The sequence below is a fragment of the Microbacterium sp. CFBP 13617 genome, from assembly GCF_014839445.1.
GTDB lineage: Bacteria > Actinomycetota > Actinomycetes > Actinomycetales > Microbacteriaceae > Microbacterium.
Window position 1 is genome coordinate 274,038 of record NZ_JACYNW010000004.1, and the last position, 21,049, is coordinate 295,086.

Here is a 21,049-nt window from a genome sequence, read left to right on the forward strand (position 1 = left end):
GGCGATGCCTCGAAGGCGTGCGCCCGCACGCGTACGCGTTCATCCCGCGCGCACGAGTCTGCGCGCGCCGAGTCACCGCCGGGAGCCCGAATGATCACGTGGGAGTACGTCACCACGCCGCTGTTGATCCACAACACCGCCGCGATCCTCAACAACTGGGGCAAGCAGGGCTGGGAGCTCGTGCAGGTCGTGCCCGGTCCCGAGGGTGGGCTCGTCGCCTACCTCAAGCGGCCCACGGGCGGCGGGACGGCCAACGCCGGTCTCGGCGCGGCCGAACAGGCGGCCCGCCAGTTCGAGGGCCAGCAGTGAGCGTCTCGCAGCGCCTGGCGGAGCTGGGCGTCGAGGTGCCCGCCGTCGTCCCGCCCGTGGCGTCCTACATTCCGGCCAAACGGCACGGCGACCTCGTCTACACCTCGGGCCAGTTGCCGATGGTGCAGGGATCCTTGCCGACGACCGGCAAGGTGGGGGAGTCCGCCGGACTGGTGAGCCCCGCCGACGCTCGTTCCTTCGCCCGCCAGTGCGCGTTGAACGCGATCGCCGCGGCCGCCGCCGTGGCCGGCGGTGTCGACAATCTCACCGGTGTGCTCAAGCTCACCGGGTTCGTGGCATCCGTTCCCGAGTTCACCGGTCAGCCGGGAGTCATCAACGGGGCGAGCGAGTTCCTGGGCGAGGTGTTCGGCGAGGCCGGCGCGCACGCCCGCTCCGCCGTGGGTGTTCCCGTGCTGCCGCTCGACAGCCCGGTCGAGGTCGAGGTGGTCTTCACCGTCGTGTGAGGATCGATTCCGGATGCCGGGCACCCGGCGAGACGAAGGGGACGTGCGGTCGTACCGCGCGTCCCCTTCGTCTTTCTCGTCCGCGACGGGGATGGCGCCGCGAACGACGGTCTCTGCGATGGCGCCACGCGCTCGCACGGAGTAAGACCGTCGGTCGTGGACGCCGTCGAACACGGCATCCACGACCGCTGATCACTTCACCTGGGCGCTGATCACGCTCATGACGGCGGTGTCGGCGAGCGTCGTGGTGTCGCCCACCTCGCGCCCCTCGGCGACGTCGCGGAGCAGCCGGCGCATGATCTTGCCCGAGCGCGTCTTCGGCAGTTCGCCCACGATGTACACGTCGCGGGGACGAGCGATGGGACCGATCTGCTCTCCCACCCACCTGCGCAGCTCGTCTCCGAGGCCCTCCACCGGGTTCTGCTTGAGGAAGCGGCTCTTGATGATGACGAACGCCACCACCGCCTGCCCGGTCGTCTCGTCGGACGCACCGACCACCGCCGCCTCGGCGACGCCCTCGTGGCCGACCAGGGCCGACTCGATCTCGGCGGTCGACAGGCGGTGGCCCGAGACGTTCATGACGTCGTCGACGCGCCCGAGCAGCCAGACATCGCCGTCGTCGTCGAGCCGAGCGCCATCGCCCGCGAAGTAGTAGCCCTTGTCGGCGAACTTGTCCCAGTAGGTCTCGCGGTAGCGGTCGGGGTCGCCCCAGATGCCGCGCAGCATGCTCGGCCACGGCTCGGTGACCACGAGCAGACCGCCGCCGCCATTGCCCACCTTCTCGCCCTGCTCGTCGACGACCGCGATCGAGATGCCGGGGATCGGCACCTGGGCCGATCCGGGCTTGGTCTCGGTGACGCCCGGCAGGGCCGAGATCATGATCGCGCCCGTCTCGGTCTGCCACCAGGTGTCGACGATCGGAGCCTCGCCGGCGCCGATGATGTCGCGATACCAGATCCACGCCTCGGGGTTGATGGGCTCGCCCACCGAGCCGAGCAGCCGGATCGACGACAGGTCGAACTTCTGCGGGACGTCGCGCCCGATCTTCATGAACGAACGGATCGCGGTCGGAGCGGTGTAGAACACGCTCACGCCGTGCTTCTCGATGAGCTCCCACCAGCGGCCCGGGTGCGGCGTGTCGGGGGTGCCCTCGTACAGCAGCTGGGTGGCGCCGTTCGCGAGCGGGCCGTAGGTGACGTACGTGTGGCCGGTGATCCACCCGATGTCGGCGGTGCACCAGTACACGTCGGTCTCGGGGTGCACGTCGTGCACGACGCGGTTCGTGAAGGCCGCCTGCGTCAGATACCCGCCGGAGGTGTGCAGGATGCCCTTCGGCTTACCGGTCGTCCCCGACGTGTAGAGGATGAACAGGGGCGTCTCGGCCGGGAACGCCTGCGCCTCGTGCTCGGCCGACGCCGACGGCACGACATCGTGCCACCAGAGGTCCCGGTCGTCGGTCCAGTCGACCTCGTTCGCGCCGCGCTTCACGACGATCACGTGTTCGACGGTCTCTTGGATGCCGGATCCGTTGCGGTCGGCGAGAGCCTGGTCGACCGCGGGCTTCAGGGGCGACACCTTGCCCTTGCGCCACCCGCCGTCGGCGGTGATGACGACCTTCGCCCCGGCATCGTCGATGCGGGCGCGCAGGCTGTCGGCCGAGAATCCGCCGAAGACGACGGAGTGCACCGCGCCGATGCGGGCGACGGCGAGCATCGACGCGATCGCCTCGGGGATCATGGGCAGGTACAGCGCGACGCGGTCGCCCTGCTCCACGCCGAGCTCGGTGAGGACGTTGGCGAGGCGTTTGACCTCGTCGGTGAGCTCGGCGTAGCTGACGTTGCGCTGGTCGCCGGGCTCGCCCTCCCAACGCAGGGCGATGCGGTCGCCGTGCCCGGCCTCGACGTGGCGGTCGAGGCAGTTGTAGGCCACGTTCAGCTCGCCGTCGCCGAACCACTCGGCGAACGGCGGGTTCGACCAGTCGAGCACGCGGGTGAAGGGAGTGTGCCAGTGCAGCTCGCGAGCCTGGTCCGCCCAGAAGCCCTCGCGATCCGCGGCGGCGCGCTCGTACAGGCTGCGATCCGCGACGGCTTGCGCTGCGAACGACGCCGCCGGCGCGAACCGGCGGGTCTCGTTGAGGAGATGGTCGATCTGGCTGCTCATCGCGGCGCTCCTTCGCGTTCACGCGACGCCGCGTCGGTGCGCGACGTCATCACCCGGGTCACGCTATCGACCCCCTCCGACACCGGCCACCTCCGATAGTTGGCATCGGCTCGCGATCAAAACAGGTGATATATCGGGGTGAATGGGTCTGAGAGTTGGCCAGGCCGTTCTCCCACGCGTAACCTAGTCATGTCGGAACATCGTTTCGGCACCCGCGTCGGGGGGAGCCCCCCAATTTTCCTCCGGCGCCTGGCGGCATCCCTCGCCCCCCACTGTAGGGATGCCGCCCCCTCCTCTTTCCGCGGCCGATGGCCCGCGACGCCGGCCCCGAGGGGCCATCCCTCACCGGGGCGCACACCCGCTGCCGCGGAGAGAACGACCGTTCCTCCCCACGGTGTCGATGCGTCGGAGCATCCACCGATCGCGGTTTTCGCTCGACGGGGGAGGGGGCGTCCTCCCTACGGTCGTCGTCGTGTCTTCCGTCATTCCCCTGCACCGACCCGATCCCGCTGAAGCGCCCCCCGTCTGGGACGATCCGGCGTTGGCGTTCCTGCGGCCGTTCCTCGACGACGGGTCGGTGACCGATCTCTTCGTCAACGGAGACCGGGGACTCTTCATCGATCGAGGGCGCGGCATCGAATGCGTGGCGTCATGGCGCGCGAGCGAGCTCGAGGTCCGTCGGCTGGCGGTGCGTCTCATCGCACTCGGCGGTCGCCATCTCGACGACGCGTCGCCCTGCGTCGACGTGCGGCTCGAACGCGGGGTCCGCGTACATGCCGTGCTCGCACCGGTCGCCGTGGGCGGAACGAGCATCTCGGTGAGGGTGCCGCGGTGGGACGCCCCCGATCTCGTCGGGCTCGAACGCGGGGGCATGTTCACCGCGACGCAGCGCGGGCGTCTGGAAGACATGGTCGATCGGCGGTGGAACATCCTCATCAGCGGCGCCACCGGGGCGGGCAAGACGACGTTGCTCGCCGCCCTGCTGGGCCGAGTCCCCGCCGGGGAACGTCTCATCACCGTCGAGGAGGTGGCCGAGCTGCGCCCGGATCACCCCCATCACGTCGCGCTCGAAGCCCGCCAGGCCAACCTCGAGGGTGCCGGGGCCCTAACCGTGGCCCGCCTCGTTCGCGAGGCGCTGCGCATGCGACCCGACCGCCTCGTTCTGGGGGAGTGCCGCGGAGAAGAGGTACGCGACCTGCTCATGGCGCTCAACACCGGCCACGACGGAGGCGCCGGCACGCTGCACGCGAGCAGCCTGCGCGACGTGGCGACGCGACTGGAGGCCCTGGGGTCGCTGGCGGGAATGGATGCCACCACCACCGGCAGGCAGACCGCGAGCGCCATCGGTGCCGTGGTGCACGTCGAACGTCGTGACGGACGCCGCCGGGTCACGGGATGGGGGCGCCCGGTGCTGAGCGACGGGCGACTACGCATCGATGCGGAGCCGTGGTGAAAGCGGGACGCGCCGCGATCGGTCACGCCGACGCGCTCGAGACCACGATGCGTCTCGCCGTGCTGCTGGGCGCGGGGCTGACCCCGGCGCGCGCGTGGGCCGTCGTCGCCGAGCGAGGGGATGCGACGGCGGTGGGCGCGGCACGGGCGGCGGCGCGCGGCGACGACGTCGCCGAGGTCCTGCGCTCGGCGGGTGAGACCTGGAGCGATGTCGCCGCGGTCTACGCGGTCGCCGTCGATGCCGGTGCGCCGTTGGCCGATACGCTGCGCACGATCGGGGGAGCCCTGCGGGACGCCGCCGAGATCTCGGCCGACGTGCGCGTGGCACTCGCCGAACCCGCGGCGACCGCGCGACTGATCGCGTGGCTCCCGGTTCTGGGGGTTCCGCTGGGGCTCGCCTTGGGCTTCGACACCGTCGGCATCCTGGTGACCGATCCGCTCGGCACGGCCTGTCTCGTCGGGGGCACGATCCTCGTCGTGGCCTCACGCCTGTGGGCCCGCCATCTCGTGCGCCGAGCGACGCCACCCCGAAGTGTGCCGGGTCTGAACGCCGAGCTGTGGGCGGTGGCCCTCTCGGCGGGGATCTCGGTCGATCGGGCGCGTCAGCTCGCCACCGCAGCCGGCCGCGTCGGGCCGCCGCTCTCCGAGGCCTCGGGGGACCAGGCCATCGCGGCGACCCTCGATCTGGCCGTGCGCGCCGGTGTGCCGGCGAGCGAGCTGCTGCGCGGCGACGCGTGGATGGCACGTCATCGCGCCCGTACCGAGGGGCGCGCGGCGGCCGCGCGCCTGTCGACGCACCTTCTCGTGCCGCTCGGCGCCTGCACCCTGCCCGCGTTCCTCCTGCTCGCCGTCGTGCCGATGATGCTCGGCCTGCTGCGTTCCAGCGGGTTCCCCTAGCGCGGGGCAGTCGCCCGCCTCACCCGCTTCCCTCCCCTCGACCCTATGGGCGGAGACATCTCTTCGCCCGGGGTCCCCACCGAAAAGGAGTCGCCATGACCATCCCCTTCCTTCCCACCGCCGCCGACGCTCGTCACGAGGCGCGCGTCCCCACCCTGACCTCGGCGCGCGCCGGTGCCCTCTTCCTTGATGAGAAAGGAGCCGCGACAGCCGAATACGCCATCGCGACCATGGCCGCCGTCGCCTTCGCCGGGCTGCTCGTCGTCATCATGCGCAGCGACGAAGTCCGCGGGATCCTCACCGATCTCGTGCGCCGTGCGCTGACGGTGCAGTGATGTCCGCGGTTCGCCGGGCCGAGCGTCGATGGCCGCGGCTCGACGAGCGCGGTGCCGTGACCGCGGAGTTCGCCGTCGCGCTACCCGCGCTGATCGTCGTGCTGGCGCTGGGGGTGGGGGCGCTCGGCTCGGTCGCCACAGCCGTCCGGCTGCAGCACAGCGCCACCGAGGCCGCGCGACTGCTCGGGCGGGGAGACGGCGGCGGGCTCGCCGTCGTCGACGGCGTCGGGGGCAGCGCGTCGGTCGAACGCGTCGACGGCCTCGTCTGCATCACGGCTTCCGCCCCGATCGCGTCGGCGCTCCCGCTCGCGCCCGTGACCGCGCGGGCCTGCGCCCTCGACGGAGGGCGCTGATGGCGGGCACGGTCGCGGTGGTCGGCGTCACCGCGGTGGTGGCGGGCGCCACCGTCGCTCTCGGACTCGCTCTCGGCGCCGTGGTGCAGGTGCAACGGCTGTCGGGGATCGCGGATGCCGCCGCCCTCGCCGCGGCCGACACGGTGAGCGGGGCGGTGACGGGGGTGCCCTGTGAGGCGGCGACGGTCGTCGCCGAGCAGGGGGGTGCGAGCCTGCAGGAGTGCGATGTCGACGGCCTGGTCGCCACCGTCACCGTCGCTGGGGCGTACGGTGGGATTCCATTCGATGTGCGCGCGCGGGCCGGACCACCCGATGTCCCGAGCCCATGAGTCCTCCCGGAACCCCGCCAGGCAGGCGTGTGTATGGTGTGCATCGACGAAAGGACCCCAGTGGCAAACGGCAAGAAGCTCGTCATCGTCGAGTCCCCGACGAAGATGAAGTCGATCCAGGGATACCTCGGCGACGACTACGAGGTGCTCAGCTCGGTCGGTCACATCCGCGATCTCGCGTCGAAGAAAGAGATCCCGGCCGACAAGAAGGCGGCGTACGGCAAGTACTCCATCGACGTCGAGAACGACTTCGACCCGTTCTACGTGGTCAACGACCGCAAGACCAAGACGGTGGCCGAGCTCAAGCGCGCGCTGAAGACGGCCGACGAAGTCTTGCTCGCCACTGATGGTGACCGCGAAGGCGAAGCCATCGCGTGGCACCTGCTCGAGGTTCTCAAGCCCAAGGTCCCCGTGCGTCGCATGATCTTCCACGAGATCACGAAGGACGCCATCCGCGAAGCCGCCGAGAACACTCGCGAACTCGACGTGTCGCTGGTCGACGCGCAGGAGACCCGTCGCGTGCTCGACCGCCTGTACGGCTGGGACGTCTCGCCCGTGCTCTGGCGCAAGGTGGGATCCGGCCGCGAGGGCACGGCGCTCAGCGCCGGCCGCGTGCAGTCCGCCGCGACCCGCATGGTCGTCGAACGCGAGCGCGAGCGCATGGCGTTCGTGTCGGCGTCGTACTGGGACGTCGAAGCGCTCGCGTCGCAGACCGGTTCTTCGTTCACCACTCGCCTCGCCCGTCTCGACGGTGCTCCCATCGCCCGCGGAAGCGACTACGACGACAACGGAAATCTCAAGAAGGCCGTCGTGGTGCTCGACGAGGCGAAGGCCCGCACACTCGCCGCGGCCATCACCGCCGCCGGCCGCGCGACGGTGGCCAAGGTCGAGGCCAAGCCCGGCACGCGCAGCCCCCGCGCCCCCTTCACGACCTCCACCCTGCAGCAGGAGGCCGGTCGCAAGCTCTCGATGAGCGCCAAGCACGCCATGGGGGTCGCGCAGCGTCTGTACGAGAAGGGCTTCATTACTTATATGCGTACCGACTCGGTCGCCCTCTCGGGGCAGGCCATCTCGGCGGCGCGCGCACAGGCCGTCTCGCTGTACGGCGACAAGGCCGTCCCCGCCAACCCGCGCGTCTACAAGAGCAAGTCGAAGAACGCGCAAGAGGCGCACGAGGCCGTCCGCCCCTCGGGCGAGACCTTCCGCACGCCGGCGTCGCTCGCGTCGTCGCTCGACCGCGACGAGCAGAAGCTGTACGACCTCATCTGGAAGCGCACGGTCGCCAGCCAGATGGCCGATGCCAAGTACGAGACCACCACGGTCACCCTCACCGTCGCCGCGGGCGAGCAGGTCGCGGAGTTCACGGCATCCGGAACCGTCTACACCTTCAAGGGCTTCCTCGAGGCCTATGAAGAGGGCAACGACGAGAAGCGCAACGGGCGCGACGACGACGAGGACCAGTCCCTGCCCGCGGTCGCGGCGGGCGACGAACTCACCGTCAGCGACGTGGAGCCCAAGGGCCACAGCACCTCGCCCAAGCCGCGCTACACCGAGGCCAGCCTCGTGAAAGCGCTCGAAGAGAAGGGCATCGGCCGCCCGTCGACGTTCGCCAGCATCATCGGCGTCATCCTCGATCGCGGCTACGTCTCCAAGCGCGGACAGGCCCTGGTGCCCAGCTGGCTGGCCTTCAGCGTCGTGCGCCTGCTCGAAGAGCACTTCGCCGATCTCGTCGACTACGACTTCACGGCCGCCCTCGAAGACGACCTCGACGCGATCGCCCGCGGAGAGCAGCGTCGCACGGAGTGGCTGAAGTCGTTCTACTTCGGTTCCGACAAGCAGGTGGGCCTGCGGCACATCGTCGACAACCTCGGCGAGATCGATGCCCGCGAGCTCAACTCGACCCGCATCACCGACACGGCCACCCTGCGCTTCGGCAAGTACGGTCCGTACCTCGAGATCACCGAGCCCGGGGCCGACGCCGAGGCGAAGCCCCGCATCGTCAACATCCCCGAAGAGCTCGCGCCCGACGAGCTCACGCCCGAGAAGGCCCAGGAGCTCATCGACGCCCCCGTCGCGGGCGACCGCGTGCTCGGCGAGAACGCCGAGAACGGCAAGCTCGTCGTCGTGAAAGACGGCCGCTTCGGTCCGTACGTGCAAGAAGTGGATGCCGAAGAGCCCGACGAGGTCGACCAGGCCACCGGCGAGGTCGTCGAGCAGCCGAAGAAGCGCGGCGTGAAGAAAGAGGTCGCGCCCAAGCCCCGCACGGCCTCGCTCTTCCGCTCGATGTCGGTCGACACGATCGACCTCGACACCGCCCTGCAGCTTCTGTCGCTTCCGCGCGTCGTCGGCGCCGACCCCGAGACCGGTGCCGAGATCACCGCGCAGAACGGGCGGTTCGGGCCGTACCTCAAGAAGGGCACCGACTCGCGGTCGCTCGACGATGAGAAGCAGATCTTCGAGATCACGCTCGACGAGGCGATCGCCAAGTACGCCGAACCGAAGTACGGCGCACGTCGTGCGTCGAGCGCCCTGAAGGAGTTCGACGCCGATCCGGTCAGCGGCAAGGCGATCAAGCTCAAGGACGGCCGCTTCGGACCGTACGTCACCGATGGCGAGACCAACGCCACGGTCCCGCGCGGGGAGGACGCCATGGCCGTCACCTTCGAGCGCGCCGTCGAGCTCATCGCCGACAAGCGCGCCAAGGGTCCCGCGCCCAAGAAGGCGCCGGCGCGCAAGACGACGGCGACGAAGACGACCGCCGCCAAGACGACCGCCGCCAAGACGACCGCTGCCAAGACGACGGCGGCCAAGACGACGGCGGCCAAGACCACGGCAGCCAAGACCGCGGCGGCCAAGACGACCGCGGCCAAGACGGCGGCCAGCAAGACGACCGCCGCCAGATCGACCGCCAGCAAGACGACCGCCGCCAGGTCGACCGCCAGCAAGACGGCCGCGCCGAAGGCCACGACCACGCGCAAGGCGCCGGCGACGCAGTCGTGACCGTCGAGGACACCCGGCCGCTGCACGCCCCGCGCGCGGCGGCGGCCGGGGGCCCCGGCCTCTTCGTCACCTTCGAGGGCGGCGACGGGGCGGGCAAGACCACCCAGGCGTCGCTGCTCGAGCAGTGGGTGCGCTCCGACGGTCGCGACGTGGTGCGCACGCGCGAACCGGGCGGCACCGAGGTGGGCGTGAGGATCCGCGACATCGTGTTGCACCACCGGGGGCACATCAACGCCCGCGCAGAGGCTCTGCTGTACGCCGCCGACCGCGCGCACCACGTCGAGACGGTCGTGCAGCCCGCCATCGCGCGCGGCGACGTCGTCATCCAGGATCGGTACCTCGACTCTTCCGTCGCGTATCAGGGGGCGGGCCGCGTCCTCGACGCCGACGACGTGCGGGCGCTGTCCCTCTGGGCGACCGACGGGCTGCTGCCCGACCTCACGGTGCTGCTCGACCTCGACCCGACCGCCGCGCGAGCGCGCCTCGATGCCGACGACAAGCCCTTCGACCGCCTCGAAGCCGAGAAGAACGAGTTCCATGCCCGCGTGCGCGACGGCTTCCTGGCGCTCGCACGACGTGAGCCGGAGCGTTTCCTCGTGCTCGATGCGACCGAGGCGCCCGACGTTCTGGCCGCGCGCGTGCGCGACGCCGTGACGACGCGGCTGCGCTGACGCGTCCTCGACCGCGGTACCCCGGCGGTATCGACGTCCGGCGCCCTTGGGCGAGTGCGCCCTCTACCGCGCGGTGACGAGCCAGGGAAAGCTGTCGGAGCCCACGGTTAGGCTGGAGCCCATGTCCGTCGCCCTCGACCCGCCGTCCACGCCCGCCGCGGCGGCGCCGTTCCCGTGGGACGCCGTGTGGGGGCAAGACGACGCGGTCGACACCTTGCGCGCCGCGGCATCCGACCCCGCCGCCCTCGCCCACGCCTGGCTGATCACGGGTCCTCCCGGGTCGGGGCGCTCGACCCTCGCGTACGCGTTCGCGGCGGCGCTCATCGCCGAGCCGGGCGACGAGCGGGCGCAGCAGCAGGTGCTGGCCCGCACCCATCCCGACCTCACCGCGCTGCGCACCGAGCAGGTCGTCATCCGCATCGACGAGGCCCGACGTCTGGTGGAGCGGTCGTCGTTCGCGCCGTCGCTCGGGCGGCACCGGGTGATCGTCGTCGAAGACGCCGATCGCATGGCCGAACGCACGTCCAACGTGCTGCTGAAAGCCCTCGAGGAGCCCCCCGAGAAGACCGTGTGGGTGCTGTGCGCCCCGAGCGATGCCGACCTTCTGCCGACCATCCGCTCCCGCGTCCGACTCCTGCGCCTGCGAGAGCCCTCGGTCACCGACGTCGCCGCCCTCATCGTCGAACGCACGGGTGTCGCCCCAGACATCGCCGAGGAGTCCGCGCGCCACGCGCAGCGCCACATCGGCATGGCCCAGCGCCTCGCCACCGACGACGACGCCCGCGCCCGTCGTGCCGAGACCCTGGCTGCGGTCCTCGCGGTGCGCGGCATCGGCGACGCCGTCGAGGTGGCGGGACGCATCGTGCGCCTGGCCACCGACGACGCGAAGGCCCTCACCGCCACCCGCGACGAAGAAGAACGGCGTGCGCTGCTGCGCACCTTCGGTGTCGCCGAGGGGGCCGCGGTGCCGCCGTCGGTCCGCGGCCAGGTCAACGCCCTCGAAGACGACCAGAAGCGGCGCGCCACCCGCAGCCTGCGCGATGGCATCGACCGCGTGCTCACCGACCTGCAGTCCCTGTTCCGCGACGTCGTGATGATCCAGTACGGCCGCGAGGGCGACCTGGTCAACAGCGAGCGCCTCGACGACCTGCGTTCCCTCGCGGCCGAGTGGACGCCGACCCGTACCCTCGGCGTGCTCGACCGCATTTCCGACACCCGCTCGCACCTCGAGCAGAACGCGGCGCCCCTCTTGGCATTGGAGAGTCTCATGATCACCGTCGCGAATGGTTCCGCCCCGTGAGCGCGCGCCGTCGTCTGGCCGCCGTGATCGCCGGCGTGGCCGGGGTCGCCCTGGCCCTGTCCGGGTGCCTCTACGCCCAGATCCCGCCGATGGCGCCCGACGGGGGGCGCTCGCTCGCTCCGCAGACCGAGGGCGTCGACGCGGCACTCCTGCCGTACTACGGCCAGACGCTCGCGTGGGAAGCCTGCGGAAGCGCCGGGTTCGACTGCACGACCGTCACCGCCCCCCGCGACTACGCCGACCCCTCGGCCGGTGACCTGCAGCTGGCCGTCATCCGCCACCGGGCGACGTCGGGCGAGCCCCTCGGCTCCCTGTTGACCAACCCCGGTGGGCCGGGGGTCAGCGGCGTCGACACGGTGCGCGACTCGCTCTCGCTCGTCGCCGACGAGACGCTCACGAGCGCGTACGACGTCATCGGGTTCGACCCGCGCGGAGTGGGTCAGTCGTCGCCGGTGACGTGCTACGACGCCGCGGGCATGGACGCCTACCTGTACGACATCCCGCCCGGAGCGCGCGGCAGCGACGAGCGCAACGCCGCTCTCGAGCAGCGGCAGGTCGACTTCGCCCAGGCGTGCGAGACCAACAGTGCCGGCATCCTGCCCTACGTCTCGACCGAGAACGCCGCGCGCGACATGGATCTCCTGCGCAGCGTGCTCGGCGACGCGAAGCTGAACTACCTGGGATTCTCGTACGGCTCGCTGCTGGGCACGACGTACGCCGGCCTGTTCCCTGAACGCGTCGGCCGCATGGTGCTCGACGGGGGCATCGACCCGAGCCTCCCGGCCAGCGCGAGCGGGATCGCTCAGGCGGTGGGTTTCGAGAACGCGCTGCGGGCGTTCATGGCCGACTGCGTGACGAAGTCGGACTGCCCGTTCACGGGCTCGGTCGACGACGCGATGGCCGATCTGTCGTCGCTGCTCGAGCGGGTGGACGCGCGCCCGATCACGGCGGGTGACGGTCGTCAGCTCGGAGCGGATTCGCTCATGACCGCGATCATCGCCGCGCTCTACAGCGACCAGAACTGGTCCTATCTGCGTGCCGCTCTGAGCGGCGCGCAGAACGGCGACGCGTCGGTGGCGTTCCAGCTCGCCGACTTCTACAACGGTCGCACCGACGGCGGCTACACCGACAACACGATGCAGGCGCTGCGGGCGTACAACTGCGTCGACTACCCCGCCGAGAGCGAGGCCGACAGCGACGCGCTGCTGGCGGAGCTCGAGCAGAAGGCCCCGGTCGTGGCGCCGTACTGGGTGGGACCCGATCCCTGCGACGCGTGGACCGCCCCGCCGACAGGAACGCGTGCGGCCATCACCGCGCCCGGCTCACCGCCCATCGTGGTGCTCGGAACGACCGGTGATCCCGCGACCCCGTACGCCGAGGCGCAGAGCCTGGCCGACCAGCTCTCGCAGGGCGTGTTGGTGACCTACGTCGGCGAGGGACACCTCGCCTACAACAAGGGCAACGATTGCGTGAACGGCGCCGTCGACGACTACCTGGTCGACGGCACGGTGCCGGCCGAGGGCCTGCGCTGCGAATGACCCCCGAACCCACCGCCGGCGCCCGCGCCTAGGCTGGATCCGTCACACCCCGAGGAGACCCCCATGACCGCGCCCACCGCCGACCTGGCGTCGTACATCGACCACACCCTGCTCAAGCCCGAGGCCACGCGCGCCGACGTCGAGCGCATCATCGCCGAGGCCGCCGAGCTCGGCACCTACAGCGTCTGCCTGTCGCCGTCGTTCCTGCCCGTCGAGGTGCCCGCGGGACTCAAGGTCGCCGTCGTCTGCGGCTTCCCCAGCGGCAAGCACCACGCCGAGGTCAAGGCCGCCGAGGCCGCCCTGTCGGTGGCGCAGGGCGCCGACGAGATCGACATGGTCATCGACGTCGGTGCAGCGATCGAGGGGCGCTACGACGTCGTCGAGGCCGAGATCCGTGCGGTGCGACTGGCCGCTCCGGCCCCGACCGTGCTGAAGGTCATCATCGAGTCGGCCGCGCTGTCCGACGAGGCCATCGTCGCGGTGTGCGAGGTCGCCGTGGCCGCCGACGCCGACTTCGTGAAGACCTCCACCGGTTTCCACCCCGCCGGCGGGGCCAGCGTGCACGCCGTCGAGTTGATGAAACGCACCGTCGGCGATCGCGCCGAGGTCAAGGCATCCGGAGGCGTCCGCACCCGTGCGGCGGCCGAAGAGATGATCGCCGCGGGCGCGACCCGCCTGGGCCTGTCGTCGAGCCGCGACATCCTCGCCGACCGTTCGGCGACCGGAGACTACTGATCCCACCCCGGCGCGCGTACCTCAGACCCCGCCGGAGCATGTAGAATCGATGATCGTGCACGCGACAGCGCGCACATGCCGCCTTAGCTCAGACGGCAGAGCGATTCACTCGTAATGAATAGGTCAAGGGTTCGATTCCCTTAGGCGGCTCCACCAGACCCTCACCCGCATACCGGGTGGGGGTCTTTTGGTTCGTCGGCGAGACGAACCTCGGAGCGACCCGCGGTATACCCGTGCCCCTCGGGCTGACGCAAGTGTGGACGCGGCGCCTCGAGCGCGGAGCTGCGGGGGCGGGGGAGCCCGCCCGATAGGCTGGGATCCGTTTCGTCCCGTGCCGTGCGGCGGCGATCATCCGCCCGCTGACCGCAGGAGCCCCCGTGTCGAACGCGCTCGACGCCCTCATCGAGATCTTCACGTGGGTGGGGCTCGGTGGGGGCATTCTGCTCGCGTTCGTCGCGGTCGTCCTGGTACTCGCCGACGGCACCTGGGTGCCCACACGTGCCGTCGTCGAGCACACCGAGGGCGGACGAGTGGTGCGGTGGTTCGACGAGGGCGGCGGTGTCAACGAAGCCCCTCTGGCGCCGCACGACGACGCTCGCCTCGGCGACGCGGACATGGCCGACATCTTCTACCGGCGGGGCTCGGCGCACCGCATGCGGTTGACGCGGTCGTCGCCGTCGGTGCGATTCGTCTCGTTGCTCGCGGCCGGAGTGCTGGGGCTCGGAGCGGTGTCGTTCGTCGCCTCGATCGTGCTGCTCTTCGTGCAGGGATAGAACTTGACGCGAGGGACATATTGCTAGATAAGCTAGCGACATGTCCGGTTCTCCTGCGCCCACCCCGTCTCGACGCCGCGCCTCCGGCGACCCCGCCTCGTCGCGAGGCGACCGCCGACGCCGCTCCGCGCCCACGGTGTCGCCGTGGCTGCGCATCGGCATCCCGAGTCTGCTCGTGCTGCTCTGGGTGGTGGGCGGCTCGATCGGCGGACCCTTCTTCGGCAAGGTCGACCAGGTGGCCACGAACGACCAGTCGTCGTTCCTGCCGCAGTCGGCGGACGCGACCGAGGTCAGCGAGCGACTCACCGATTTCACCGGGGGCGACACGATCCCGGCGCTCGTGGTCGCGGCCACCGACGACGCCAGCGCGCTCACCGACGCGCAGCTGAGTGCACTGCAGACCCTCGCGACCGAGGTGGCCTCGATCGACGGTGTCACGGGCGAGGCGTCGGCGCCGCTCGTGTCCGACGACGCCACGGCCGCGCAGATCTTCGTGCCGATCGACAGCTCCGGTGAGGTGCGCGAGGTCGTCGAGCAGGTGCGGGAGCGCGTCTCGGCCGACGTCCCCGCCGGGGTCGAGGCGTGGGTGACGGGACCCGCGGGGTTCACCGCCGACCTGGTGAAGGGTTTCCTCGGCATCGACGGGCTGCTGCTGATCGTCGCGCTCGGCGCGGTGTTCGTCATCCTCGTGGTGGTCTACCGCTCGCCGCTGCTGCCGCTGCTCGTGCTGCTGACGTCGGTGTTCGCGCTGTGCGTGGCGCTGCTGACCGTGTGGTGGCTGGCGTTCGCGGGGATCGTGGTGCTGAACGGGCAGGTGCAGGGGATCCTCTTCATCCTCGTCATCGGCGCGGCCACCGACTACGCCCTGTTGTACGTCGCCCGATTCCGTGAGGCGATCGGTGAGGGCGAGAAGAGGTGGGATGCCACGATCCGGGCCTGGAAGGGAGCGGTCGAGCCGATCCTGGCCTCGGGCGGAACGGTCATCGCGGGCCTTCTGTGCCTGCTGCTCTCCGACCTCGCCACCAACCGAGCGCTCGGGCCCATCGCCTCGATCGGCATCGCGTTCGCCGTGCTGTCGGCTTTGACCTTCTTGCCGGCGCTGCTCGCCCTCTGCGGCCGCGCCGCCTTCTGGCCGTTCCTGCCGAAGCCGGGAGCTGCGGCCCTGCCCGCCGACCTCACCGCGCCCGCGAAGGGCGTGTGGCCGCGACAGGCGCGGTTCGTCGCGCGGCGCGCACGCCCCGTATGGATCGTGTGCACCCTGGTGCTCCTCGCCGCCTGCGTGGGGGTGACCCAGCTGCGCGCCGACGGCGTTCCCGCCAGCGACCTCGTGCTCGGAGCCTCCGAGGCGCGCGACGGACAGGCGGCCCTGGCCGAGCACTTCCCGGGCGGATCGGGTAGTCCCGCCTACGTGCTGGTGCCCGAGGACCGGGCGGCCGACGCCGTCACGGTGCTCGAACGCACCGCCGGCATCGACAGCGTGGGCGTCCTCGCCGCCGACGCCCCCGGCGGACAGGCACCCGTGTCGGTGAGCGACGGTGCCCTGCAGACCACCGCTTTCGGTGCACCGGGAACGCCCGCGCCCGCGCCGACCGTCTCGGACGGTGACGTGCTGCTGGCCGCGACGCTGTCCGATACCGCCGACTCCCCGGCCGCCGACGACACGGTGAGGTCATTGCGCGCCGACCTGACCACCGAGCTCGGCGAGGGGACGGCGCTGGTGGGCGGCGTGACGGCGACCGACATCGACTCGGTCGACACCTCGATCCGCGACCGCACCCTGATCATCCCCATCGTGCTCGTCGTCATCCTGCTCATCCTCATGGCGCTGCTGCGCTCGATCGTCGCGCCGCTCATCCTGATCGGGACCGTCATCGTGTCGTTCGGCGCGGCGCTGGGCGTGAGCGCCCTCGTCTTCGACGGCGTGTTCGGGTTCCCCGGTGCCGACCCGTCGGTTCCGCTGTACGGATTCGTGTTCCTTGTCGCCCTCGGCGTCGACTACAACATCTTCTTGATGTCGCGGGTGCGCGAGGAGTCCCTCGTGCACGGCACCCGACCCGGCATCCTGCGGGGGCTGGTCGCGACGGGCGGAGTGATCACCTCGGCCGGCCTGGTGCTGGCGGCGACCTTCGCCGCCCTGGGTGTCATCCCGATCCTGTTCCTCGCGCAGATCGCGTTCATCGTCGCGTTCGGTGTGCTGCTCGACACCTTCGTCGTGCGTTCCCTGCTCGTTCCCGCGCTGGCCTACGACCTGGGACGCCGCATCTGGTGGCCGTCGAAACTCGGCCGGGCCGATGTCGACGCGCGTAGGCTCGACGCATGACCCGGGCGCTGTTCATCGTCGATGTCCAGAACGACTTCACCGAGCGCGGAGCGCTGGGCGTCGAGGGCGGTGATGCGGTCGCGGAACGCATCTCGCGCCACCTCGAGGCCCACGCCGACGACTACGCGGTCGTCGTCGCCTCGCGCGACTGGCACCACGGCGACGACGACAACGGGGGCCACTTCTCGGCCACCCCCGATTTCGTCGACACCTGGCCGGTGCACTGCGTCGGCGGCACGTACGGGGCGGACTACGACGAGGTGTTCGACACCGCGCGGGTGACCCACCACCTCAAGAAGGGGCAGGGCAAGCCCGCCTACTCGCTCTTCGAGGGCGTGTCCGACGACGGTGAGACGGCCGCGGGCATCCTCGACGAGCATGGCATCCGCCACATCGATCTCGTCGGCATCGCGACGGACTACTGCGTGCGGGCGTCGGCTCTCGACGCGATCGCCGCGGGGCGTTCGGTGCGCGTGCTGACCGACTTGATCGCCGGCGTGCACCCGACCTCGAGCGCCGCGGCGCTGGCCGAGATCGAGGCGGCCGGCGCAGAGCTCACGCGCTCTCGGCGATGACGTCGTCGGCGCGGGGGATCGTGATGGTCACGCTCGTCCCCTCGCCCGGGTCGCTCGCGATGCGCAGCGTCCCACCGTGCGCCGACACGATCTGGCGGACGCTCGCGAGGCCGATGCCGCTTCCTCCGTCGCTCGCGTCGGCGTAGCGGCCGCGCTGGCCCTCGGTCGTGATCGTCGCCAGGTCGTCGGGGTGGATGCCCCGGCCGTGATCGCGCACGCGCACGGCGGCGCCCTCGTCGGTCTCGAACAGGTCGATCTCGATGACGTCGTCGGAGTACTTGGCGGCGTTCTCGAGCACGTTGGCGACGGCGCGACGGAGCCCCAGGACGTCTCCCAGCACCGGAACGGCGTCGACATGCCCGAACTGCACCCGGGTGGGCGCGTGTCCGGGAAGAACGAGAGCGACCGCACCGCGGGTGATGAGGTCGAGCGTCGCGCGGCGGCGACCGCGATCCGCCGTCGTGGTCGAGTCGACGAGCAGCGCCTGGGCCATGGCGATGAGGTGGTCGCTCGCCTCGCCGGCGAGACGCAGCAGTCGATGATCCGGCTCGAGCTCCTCGCCGATGAGATCGAGATAGCCGCGCAGAGCGGTCACGGGCGAGAGCAGGTCGTGCGCGAAAGTGCGCTGCAGGGCGTCGCGATGGTCGACCTCCTGCTTCTCGGTGGTGAGGTCGCGCACGATCTTCACGAAACCGAGCACCTGGCCCTGATCGTTGCGGATCGCCGAGATCGTCACGCGGGCCCAGAACTCACTGCCGTCCTGCCGCACGCGCCAGCCGGTGTCCTCGACGTGCCCGTCGCGCTGGGCGGCGGCGAGCAACTGGTCGGGGACGCCACGACGCCGGTCTTCTTCCCGGTAGAAGGTCGAGAAGTGCGACCCGACGATCTCGGCTTCGCTGTACCCCTTGATCAGTTCGGCGCCGAGGTTCCACCCCCGCACGAATCCGCCGCTGTCGAGCTTGACGATGGCGAAGAGGTCGACCTGACCGTCCCAGTCCGCCGGCATGGAGCGTCGGATGGGCAGAGGAGTCGGCTGCGCAGAAGAAGGAAGGTGGGCGTCTGTCATCGGAGGCTCGCTCTCTGCGGTGCTCATCGGCGCACGCAGAAGCGGCTCGGGATGCTTGCTGAAGGCATTCTCTGATCATCCCCGACGCGGCGACCCCGCGACAGAGATTGACAAGATCATTACGCCTCCGAAACCGTCACGACACGGTGACGAGGGTGCGCTGCCATCCGCTGGAGCCGTTCGGCGCGATGGGGGCCGCGTCCTCGATCTGCACGTTGCCCTGTTTGTCGGTCGCCCGCACGGCGATGTAGTGCGTGCCCTTCTCGGCGGTCCAGTCGTACTTCCACTGCACCCACGACTGGTCGTTGATGGGCGTCGACAGGGTGGTCGGCTGCCACTCGCCGTTGTCGATGCTCACCTCGACCGTGGCCACGCCGATCGGCTGCGCCCACGCCATGCCCGCCACGGTGATCGCACCGGCGGTGACGGGCGTACCGATCTTCGGGGTGTCCACGCGCGACGACATCTTGATGGGGGCTTCGGCCGAGTAACCGCGGGGGGTCCAGTAGGCCTCGACCTCGTCGAAACGGGTGACGGTGAGCTTGGTGACCCACTTCGTCGCCGACACGTAGCCGTAGAGACCCGGGACGACCATGCGCACGGGGAAGCCGTGTTCGAACGGCAGGGGTTCTCCGTTCATGGCGACGGCGAAGATGGCATCCAGGTTGTCGTCGGTCAGCGAGCCCAGGGGAGTGGATGCCGTGTACCCGTCGACGCTCTCGGAGAGCACCATGTCGGCCCCGGACTGCACCCCCGCCATCCGCAGGATGTCGCGGATCGGCACGCCGGTCCAGATGGCGTTGCCGACCAGACCTCCGCCGACCTCGTTCGACACGCAGGTCAGGGTCACGCCGTACTCGTCGAGACCCATGTTGACCAGGTCGTCGAAGCTGAGCTCGATCGGTGTGTCCACCATCCCCTCGATCGAGAGGCGCCAGGTGGTCGGATCGACGTTCGGAACGGTCAGGGCGGTGTCGACGCGGTAGAAGTCGGCGTTGGGCGTGATGATCGGGGTGAGGCCCGGGACCTCCCAGTTCGCGCCCTCGGGGACGGTGACGGTGGTGCGGGCCGTGGGCAGGCGCAGGGCGTCGCGCGCGGCGGCCACCGACGAGCTGGTCGCGTTGAGCACGCGGGCACCCACGCCGACGACGACCGCGCCCACGGCGGTGAGGCCGGTGAACAGCAGGAAGCCGCGTCGATCGGTGCCGCGCGTGTCGGCGTCGGCCGCGGCCGAGGTCATCCAGCGGCGCAGCTTGGTGGTCGAGAACATCAGCACGAAAACGCCGGCGGCGGTGCCGATCACGGGGGGCAGCCAGGCGAGGGCGCCGGCTCCCGTGCGGGTGAGGATGGCGACGGTGGCGAGGACGCCGCCGATGGCGAGCACCACCGCGCCGGCGGGGCGCAGGCGGTACTGCAGGATGCCGGCGATGGCCGCGGCGACGGCGGCACCGAGTCCGACGCCGGCGAGGAGCGCGATCTTGTCGGTCTCGCCGAACAGCGTGATCGCGAGCTCCTTCAGCGGCCGGGGCACGATGTCGACGATGACGGAACCGACCGCGAGGATCGGGCTCGCCGACCGCGCGAAGAGGGCGGCGAGCAGCTCGGCGACGGCCAGCAGGACCGCCGCCGACACGATGCCGGCGAAGGCGGCCCACGGCCACGCGTGCCGCTTCCGGGCTTTCGTCGGGGTGGAGTTCTTCACCGCGGTGTCGGTCGACATGGCATCCCTCGTTCCTGCTCCCCACGCACGCGCGGTTACGCCTCACCCTCTGTTCGGAGCGGCGGGCGAAACGGATGCCGCGTCGAGCGGCCGAGCGGCGCGTCGGGGCGCCAGGGTGAAGACGATGACTCCCGTGACGATCAGCGCGAGCGCCACGGCGAGGCCCGCCGTCAGCGGCTCGTGCAGCAGCGGGACCGCGACGAGGGCGGTGAGGACCGGGCTCAGGGCTCCGGCTGTCGCAGTGATGCTGCTGCCGAGGTTCTTCACCGCGACGACGTAGCATGCGGTCGAGAGCAGCCCGGTGCCGATGCCCTGCACGAGGGCGTAGGTGCCCAGGCTCGCGAGGTCGGCGGTGCCGGCCAGCAGGTGCGAGGGCATCACCCCCGTCACGATGAGCGCGACGGCGGCGAGCGTGGAGCTGAGCGAGACGATCACGATCACACCGAGCGGATCGAGCCGCGTCCGGGCGAGACCCAGCGTGTAGACGGCCCAGACGAAGCCCGCGCTCACGAGCACGGCGACGCCGCCGACGCTCGCGCTGTCGCCGGTGAGGGCTGCGGCGGCGGCGATGCCCGCGACGATCGCCCCGAGCGCGAGCAGGCGCCGGCGCGAGACGGCGGCGCGATGGCGGAGGAAGAGCAGGACGGCGACGAACAGGGGCACGGTACCGGGCACGAGCAGCCCGGTGAGCGCCGCCGAGGTGAGGTGCGCGCCCCACGCGAAGATCAGGAAGTGCGGAAGGCCGGCCAGCAGCACGAGCGCCACGACGGCGGGGCGTTCGGTGCGCAGGATGCGGAGGGTCCGCGGGATCCACGGGACGAGCAGCAGGCCGGGTACGGCGAAACGCACGACCGCGGCGTCGGCCACCGTCAGCCCCGCGCCGTCGAGGGCGCGCGTCGACAGGGCGAACGCCGACCACAGCGCCACGACGGCCGCGAGGGCGGCAGTGCCGACGGCGACGCGGGGCGACAGCAGAGAAGGGCGGGGGAGGGCGAACGTCGTCACCCCTCGACGGTAGGGAGCGCCGCGCCGCAGCCGATTGCGAATATTGC

At 70.9% G+C, this 21,049-nt stretch carries 19 protein-coding genes and 1 tRNA gene; 16 read left to right on the top strand and 4 right to left on the bottom strand.

The genetic code is table 11. The features are described from left to right. Window positions 1-90 precede the first annotated feature (90 nt). A complete protein-coding gene (locus tag IFU40_RS13165; protein WP_055838421.1) occupies window positions 91-309 on the top strand; it encodes a DUF4177 domain-containing protein in 219 nt (72 codons plus the stop codon). After that, window positions 306-773, top strand: coding sequence for an Atu1372/SO_1960 family protein (locus IFU40_RS13170; protein ID WP_191926613.1), 468 nt, complete (start codon window positions 306-308; stop codon window positions 771-773). Before IFU40_RS13165 ends, IFU40_RS13170 begins: the two co-directional genes overlap by 4 nt. Before the next feature lie 192 nt (window positions 774-965). Here the strand turns inward: IFU40_RS13170 and acs are convergent, their stop codons facing one another. Beyond that, a complete protein-coding gene (acs, locus tag IFU40_RS13175; RefSeq protein WP_055838412.1) occupies window positions 966-2,933 on the bottom strand; it encodes an acetate--CoA ligase in 1,968 nt (655 codons plus the stop codon). A 472-nt stretch (window positions 2,934-3,405) separates the two neighbouring features. Between acs and IFU40_RS13180 the strand changes: the two genes are divergently transcribed. The 14 genes from IFU40_RS13180 to IFU40_RS13245 all read left to right on the top strand — a co-directional run bounded on the left by IFU40_RS13180 (window position 3,406) and on the right by IFU40_RS13245 (window position 17,211). Then, window positions 3,406-4,386, top strand: coding sequence for a TadA family conjugal transfer-associated ATPase (locus tag IFU40_RS13180; protein ID WP_446724824.1), 981 nt, complete (start codon window positions 3,406-3,408; stop codon window positions 4,384-4,386). Then, on the top strand, window positions 4,380-5,282 hold the full coding sequence (locus IFU40_RS13185; protein ID WP_342343528.1) for a type II secretion system F family protein: 903 nt from the start codon (window positions 4,380-4,382) through the stop codon (window positions 5,280-5,282). The genes IFU40_RS13180 and IFU40_RS13185 overlap by 7 nt, the downstream gene beginning before the upstream one ends. 95 nt (window positions 5,283-5,377) lie before the next feature. Continuing rightward, complete coding sequence (locus IFU40_RS13190; RefSeq protein ID WP_191926615.1) at window positions 5,378-5,617, top strand: DUF4244 domain-containing protein; 240 nt, start codon at window positions 5,378-5,380, stop codon at window positions 5,615-5,617. After that, window positions 5,617-5,970: a TadE family type IV pilus minor pilin gene (locus IFU40_RS13195; protein WP_191926616.1), complete on the top strand. Its 354-nt coding sequence runs from the start codon at window positions 5,617-5,619 to the stop codon at window positions 5,968-5,970. The genes IFU40_RS13190 and IFU40_RS13195 overlap by 1 nt, the downstream gene beginning before the upstream one ends. After that, window positions 5,970-6,299 (top strand): Rv3654c family TadE-like protein, encoded by a 330-nt coding sequence (locus IFU40_RS13200; RefSeq protein ID WP_055838404.1) that lies wholly within the window; start codon window positions 5,970-5,972, stop codon window positions 6,297-6,299. The genes IFU40_RS13195 and IFU40_RS13200 overlap by 1 nt, the downstream gene beginning before the upstream one ends. Window positions 6,300-6,359: 60 nt before the next feature. Then, complete coding sequence (topA, locus tag IFU40_RS13205) at window positions 6,360-9,299, top strand: type I DNA topoisomerase (protein ID WP_191926617.1); 2,940 nt, start codon at window positions 6,360-6,362, stop codon at window positions 9,297-9,299. Further along, window positions 9,296-9,970: a dTMP kinase gene (gene tmk, locus IFU40_RS13210; protein WP_191926618.1), complete on the top strand. Its 675-nt coding sequence runs from the start codon at window positions 9,296-9,298 to the stop codon at window positions 9,968-9,970. Before topA ends, tmk begins: the two co-directional genes overlap by 4 nt. Before the next feature lie 121 nt (window positions 9,971-10,091). After that, entirely contained in the window at window positions 10,092-11,270 is a 1,179-nt protein-coding gene (locus IFU40_RS13215) for a DNA polymerase III subunit delta' (RefSeq protein ID WP_070409503.1), read from the top strand. Continuing rightward, window positions 11,267-12,808, top strand: a complete 1,542-nt coding sequence (locus IFU40_RS13220) for an alpha/beta hydrolase (protein WP_342343529.1) — start codon at window positions 11,267-11,269, stop codon at window positions 12,806-12,808. The genes IFU40_RS13215 and IFU40_RS13220 overlap by 4 nt, the downstream gene beginning before the upstream one ends. 63 nt (window positions 12,809-12,871) lie before the next feature. Further along, complete coding sequence (deoC, locus tag IFU40_RS13225; protein ID WP_055838391.1) at window positions 12,872-13,543, top strand: deoxyribose-phosphate aldolase; 672 nt, start codon at window positions 12,872-12,874, stop codon at window positions 13,541-13,543. 77 nt (window positions 13,544-13,620) lie between these two features. Beyond that, window positions 13,621-13,696, top strand: a tRNA-Thr gene (locus IFU40_RS13230). 224 nt (window positions 13,697-13,920) lie between these two features. After that, window positions 13,921-14,316: a hypothetical protein gene (locus IFU40_RS13235; protein WP_191926619.1), complete on the top strand. Its 396-nt coding sequence runs from the start codon at window positions 13,921-13,923 to the stop codon at window positions 14,314-14,316. A gap of 40 nt (window positions 14,317-14,356) precedes the next feature. Continuing rightward, complete coding sequence (locus tag IFU40_RS13240) at window positions 14,357-16,636, top strand: MMPL family transporter (protein ID WP_191926620.1); 2,280 nt, start codon at window positions 14,357-14,359, stop codon at window positions 16,634-16,636. After that, a complete protein-coding gene (locus IFU40_RS13245) occupies window positions 16,633-17,211 on the top strand; it encodes an isochorismatase family protein (RefSeq protein ID WP_191926621.1) in 579 nt (192 codons plus the stop codon). Before IFU40_RS13240 ends, IFU40_RS13245 begins: the two co-directional genes overlap by 4 nt. Here the strand turns inward: IFU40_RS13245 and IFU40_RS13250 are convergent. From IFU40_RS13250 to IFU40_RS13260, 3 genes are all read right to left on the bottom strand, one after another. Further along, window positions 17,192-18,277, bottom strand: coding sequence for a PAS domain-containing sensor histidine kinase (locus IFU40_RS13250; protein WP_191926622.1), 1,086 nt, complete (start codon window positions 18,275-18,277; stop codon window positions 17,192-17,194). The two genes, IFU40_RS13245 and IFU40_RS13250, sit on opposite strands and share 20 nt — an antisense overlap. A 136-nt stretch (window positions 18,278-18,413) precedes the next feature. After that, window positions 18,414-19,997, bottom strand: a complete 1,584-nt coding sequence (locus tag IFU40_RS13255; protein WP_191926623.1) for a molybdopterin-dependent oxidoreductase — start codon at window positions 19,995-19,997, stop codon at window positions 18,414-18,416. A gap of 42 nt (window positions 19,998-20,039) precedes the next feature. Continuing rightward, on the bottom strand, window positions 20,040-21,002 hold the full coding sequence (locus tag IFU40_RS13260) for an EamA family transporter (protein ID WP_191926624.1): 963 nt from the start codon (window positions 21,000-21,002) through the stop codon (window positions 20,040-20,042). Window positions 21,003-21,049: the final 47 nt, after the last annotated feature.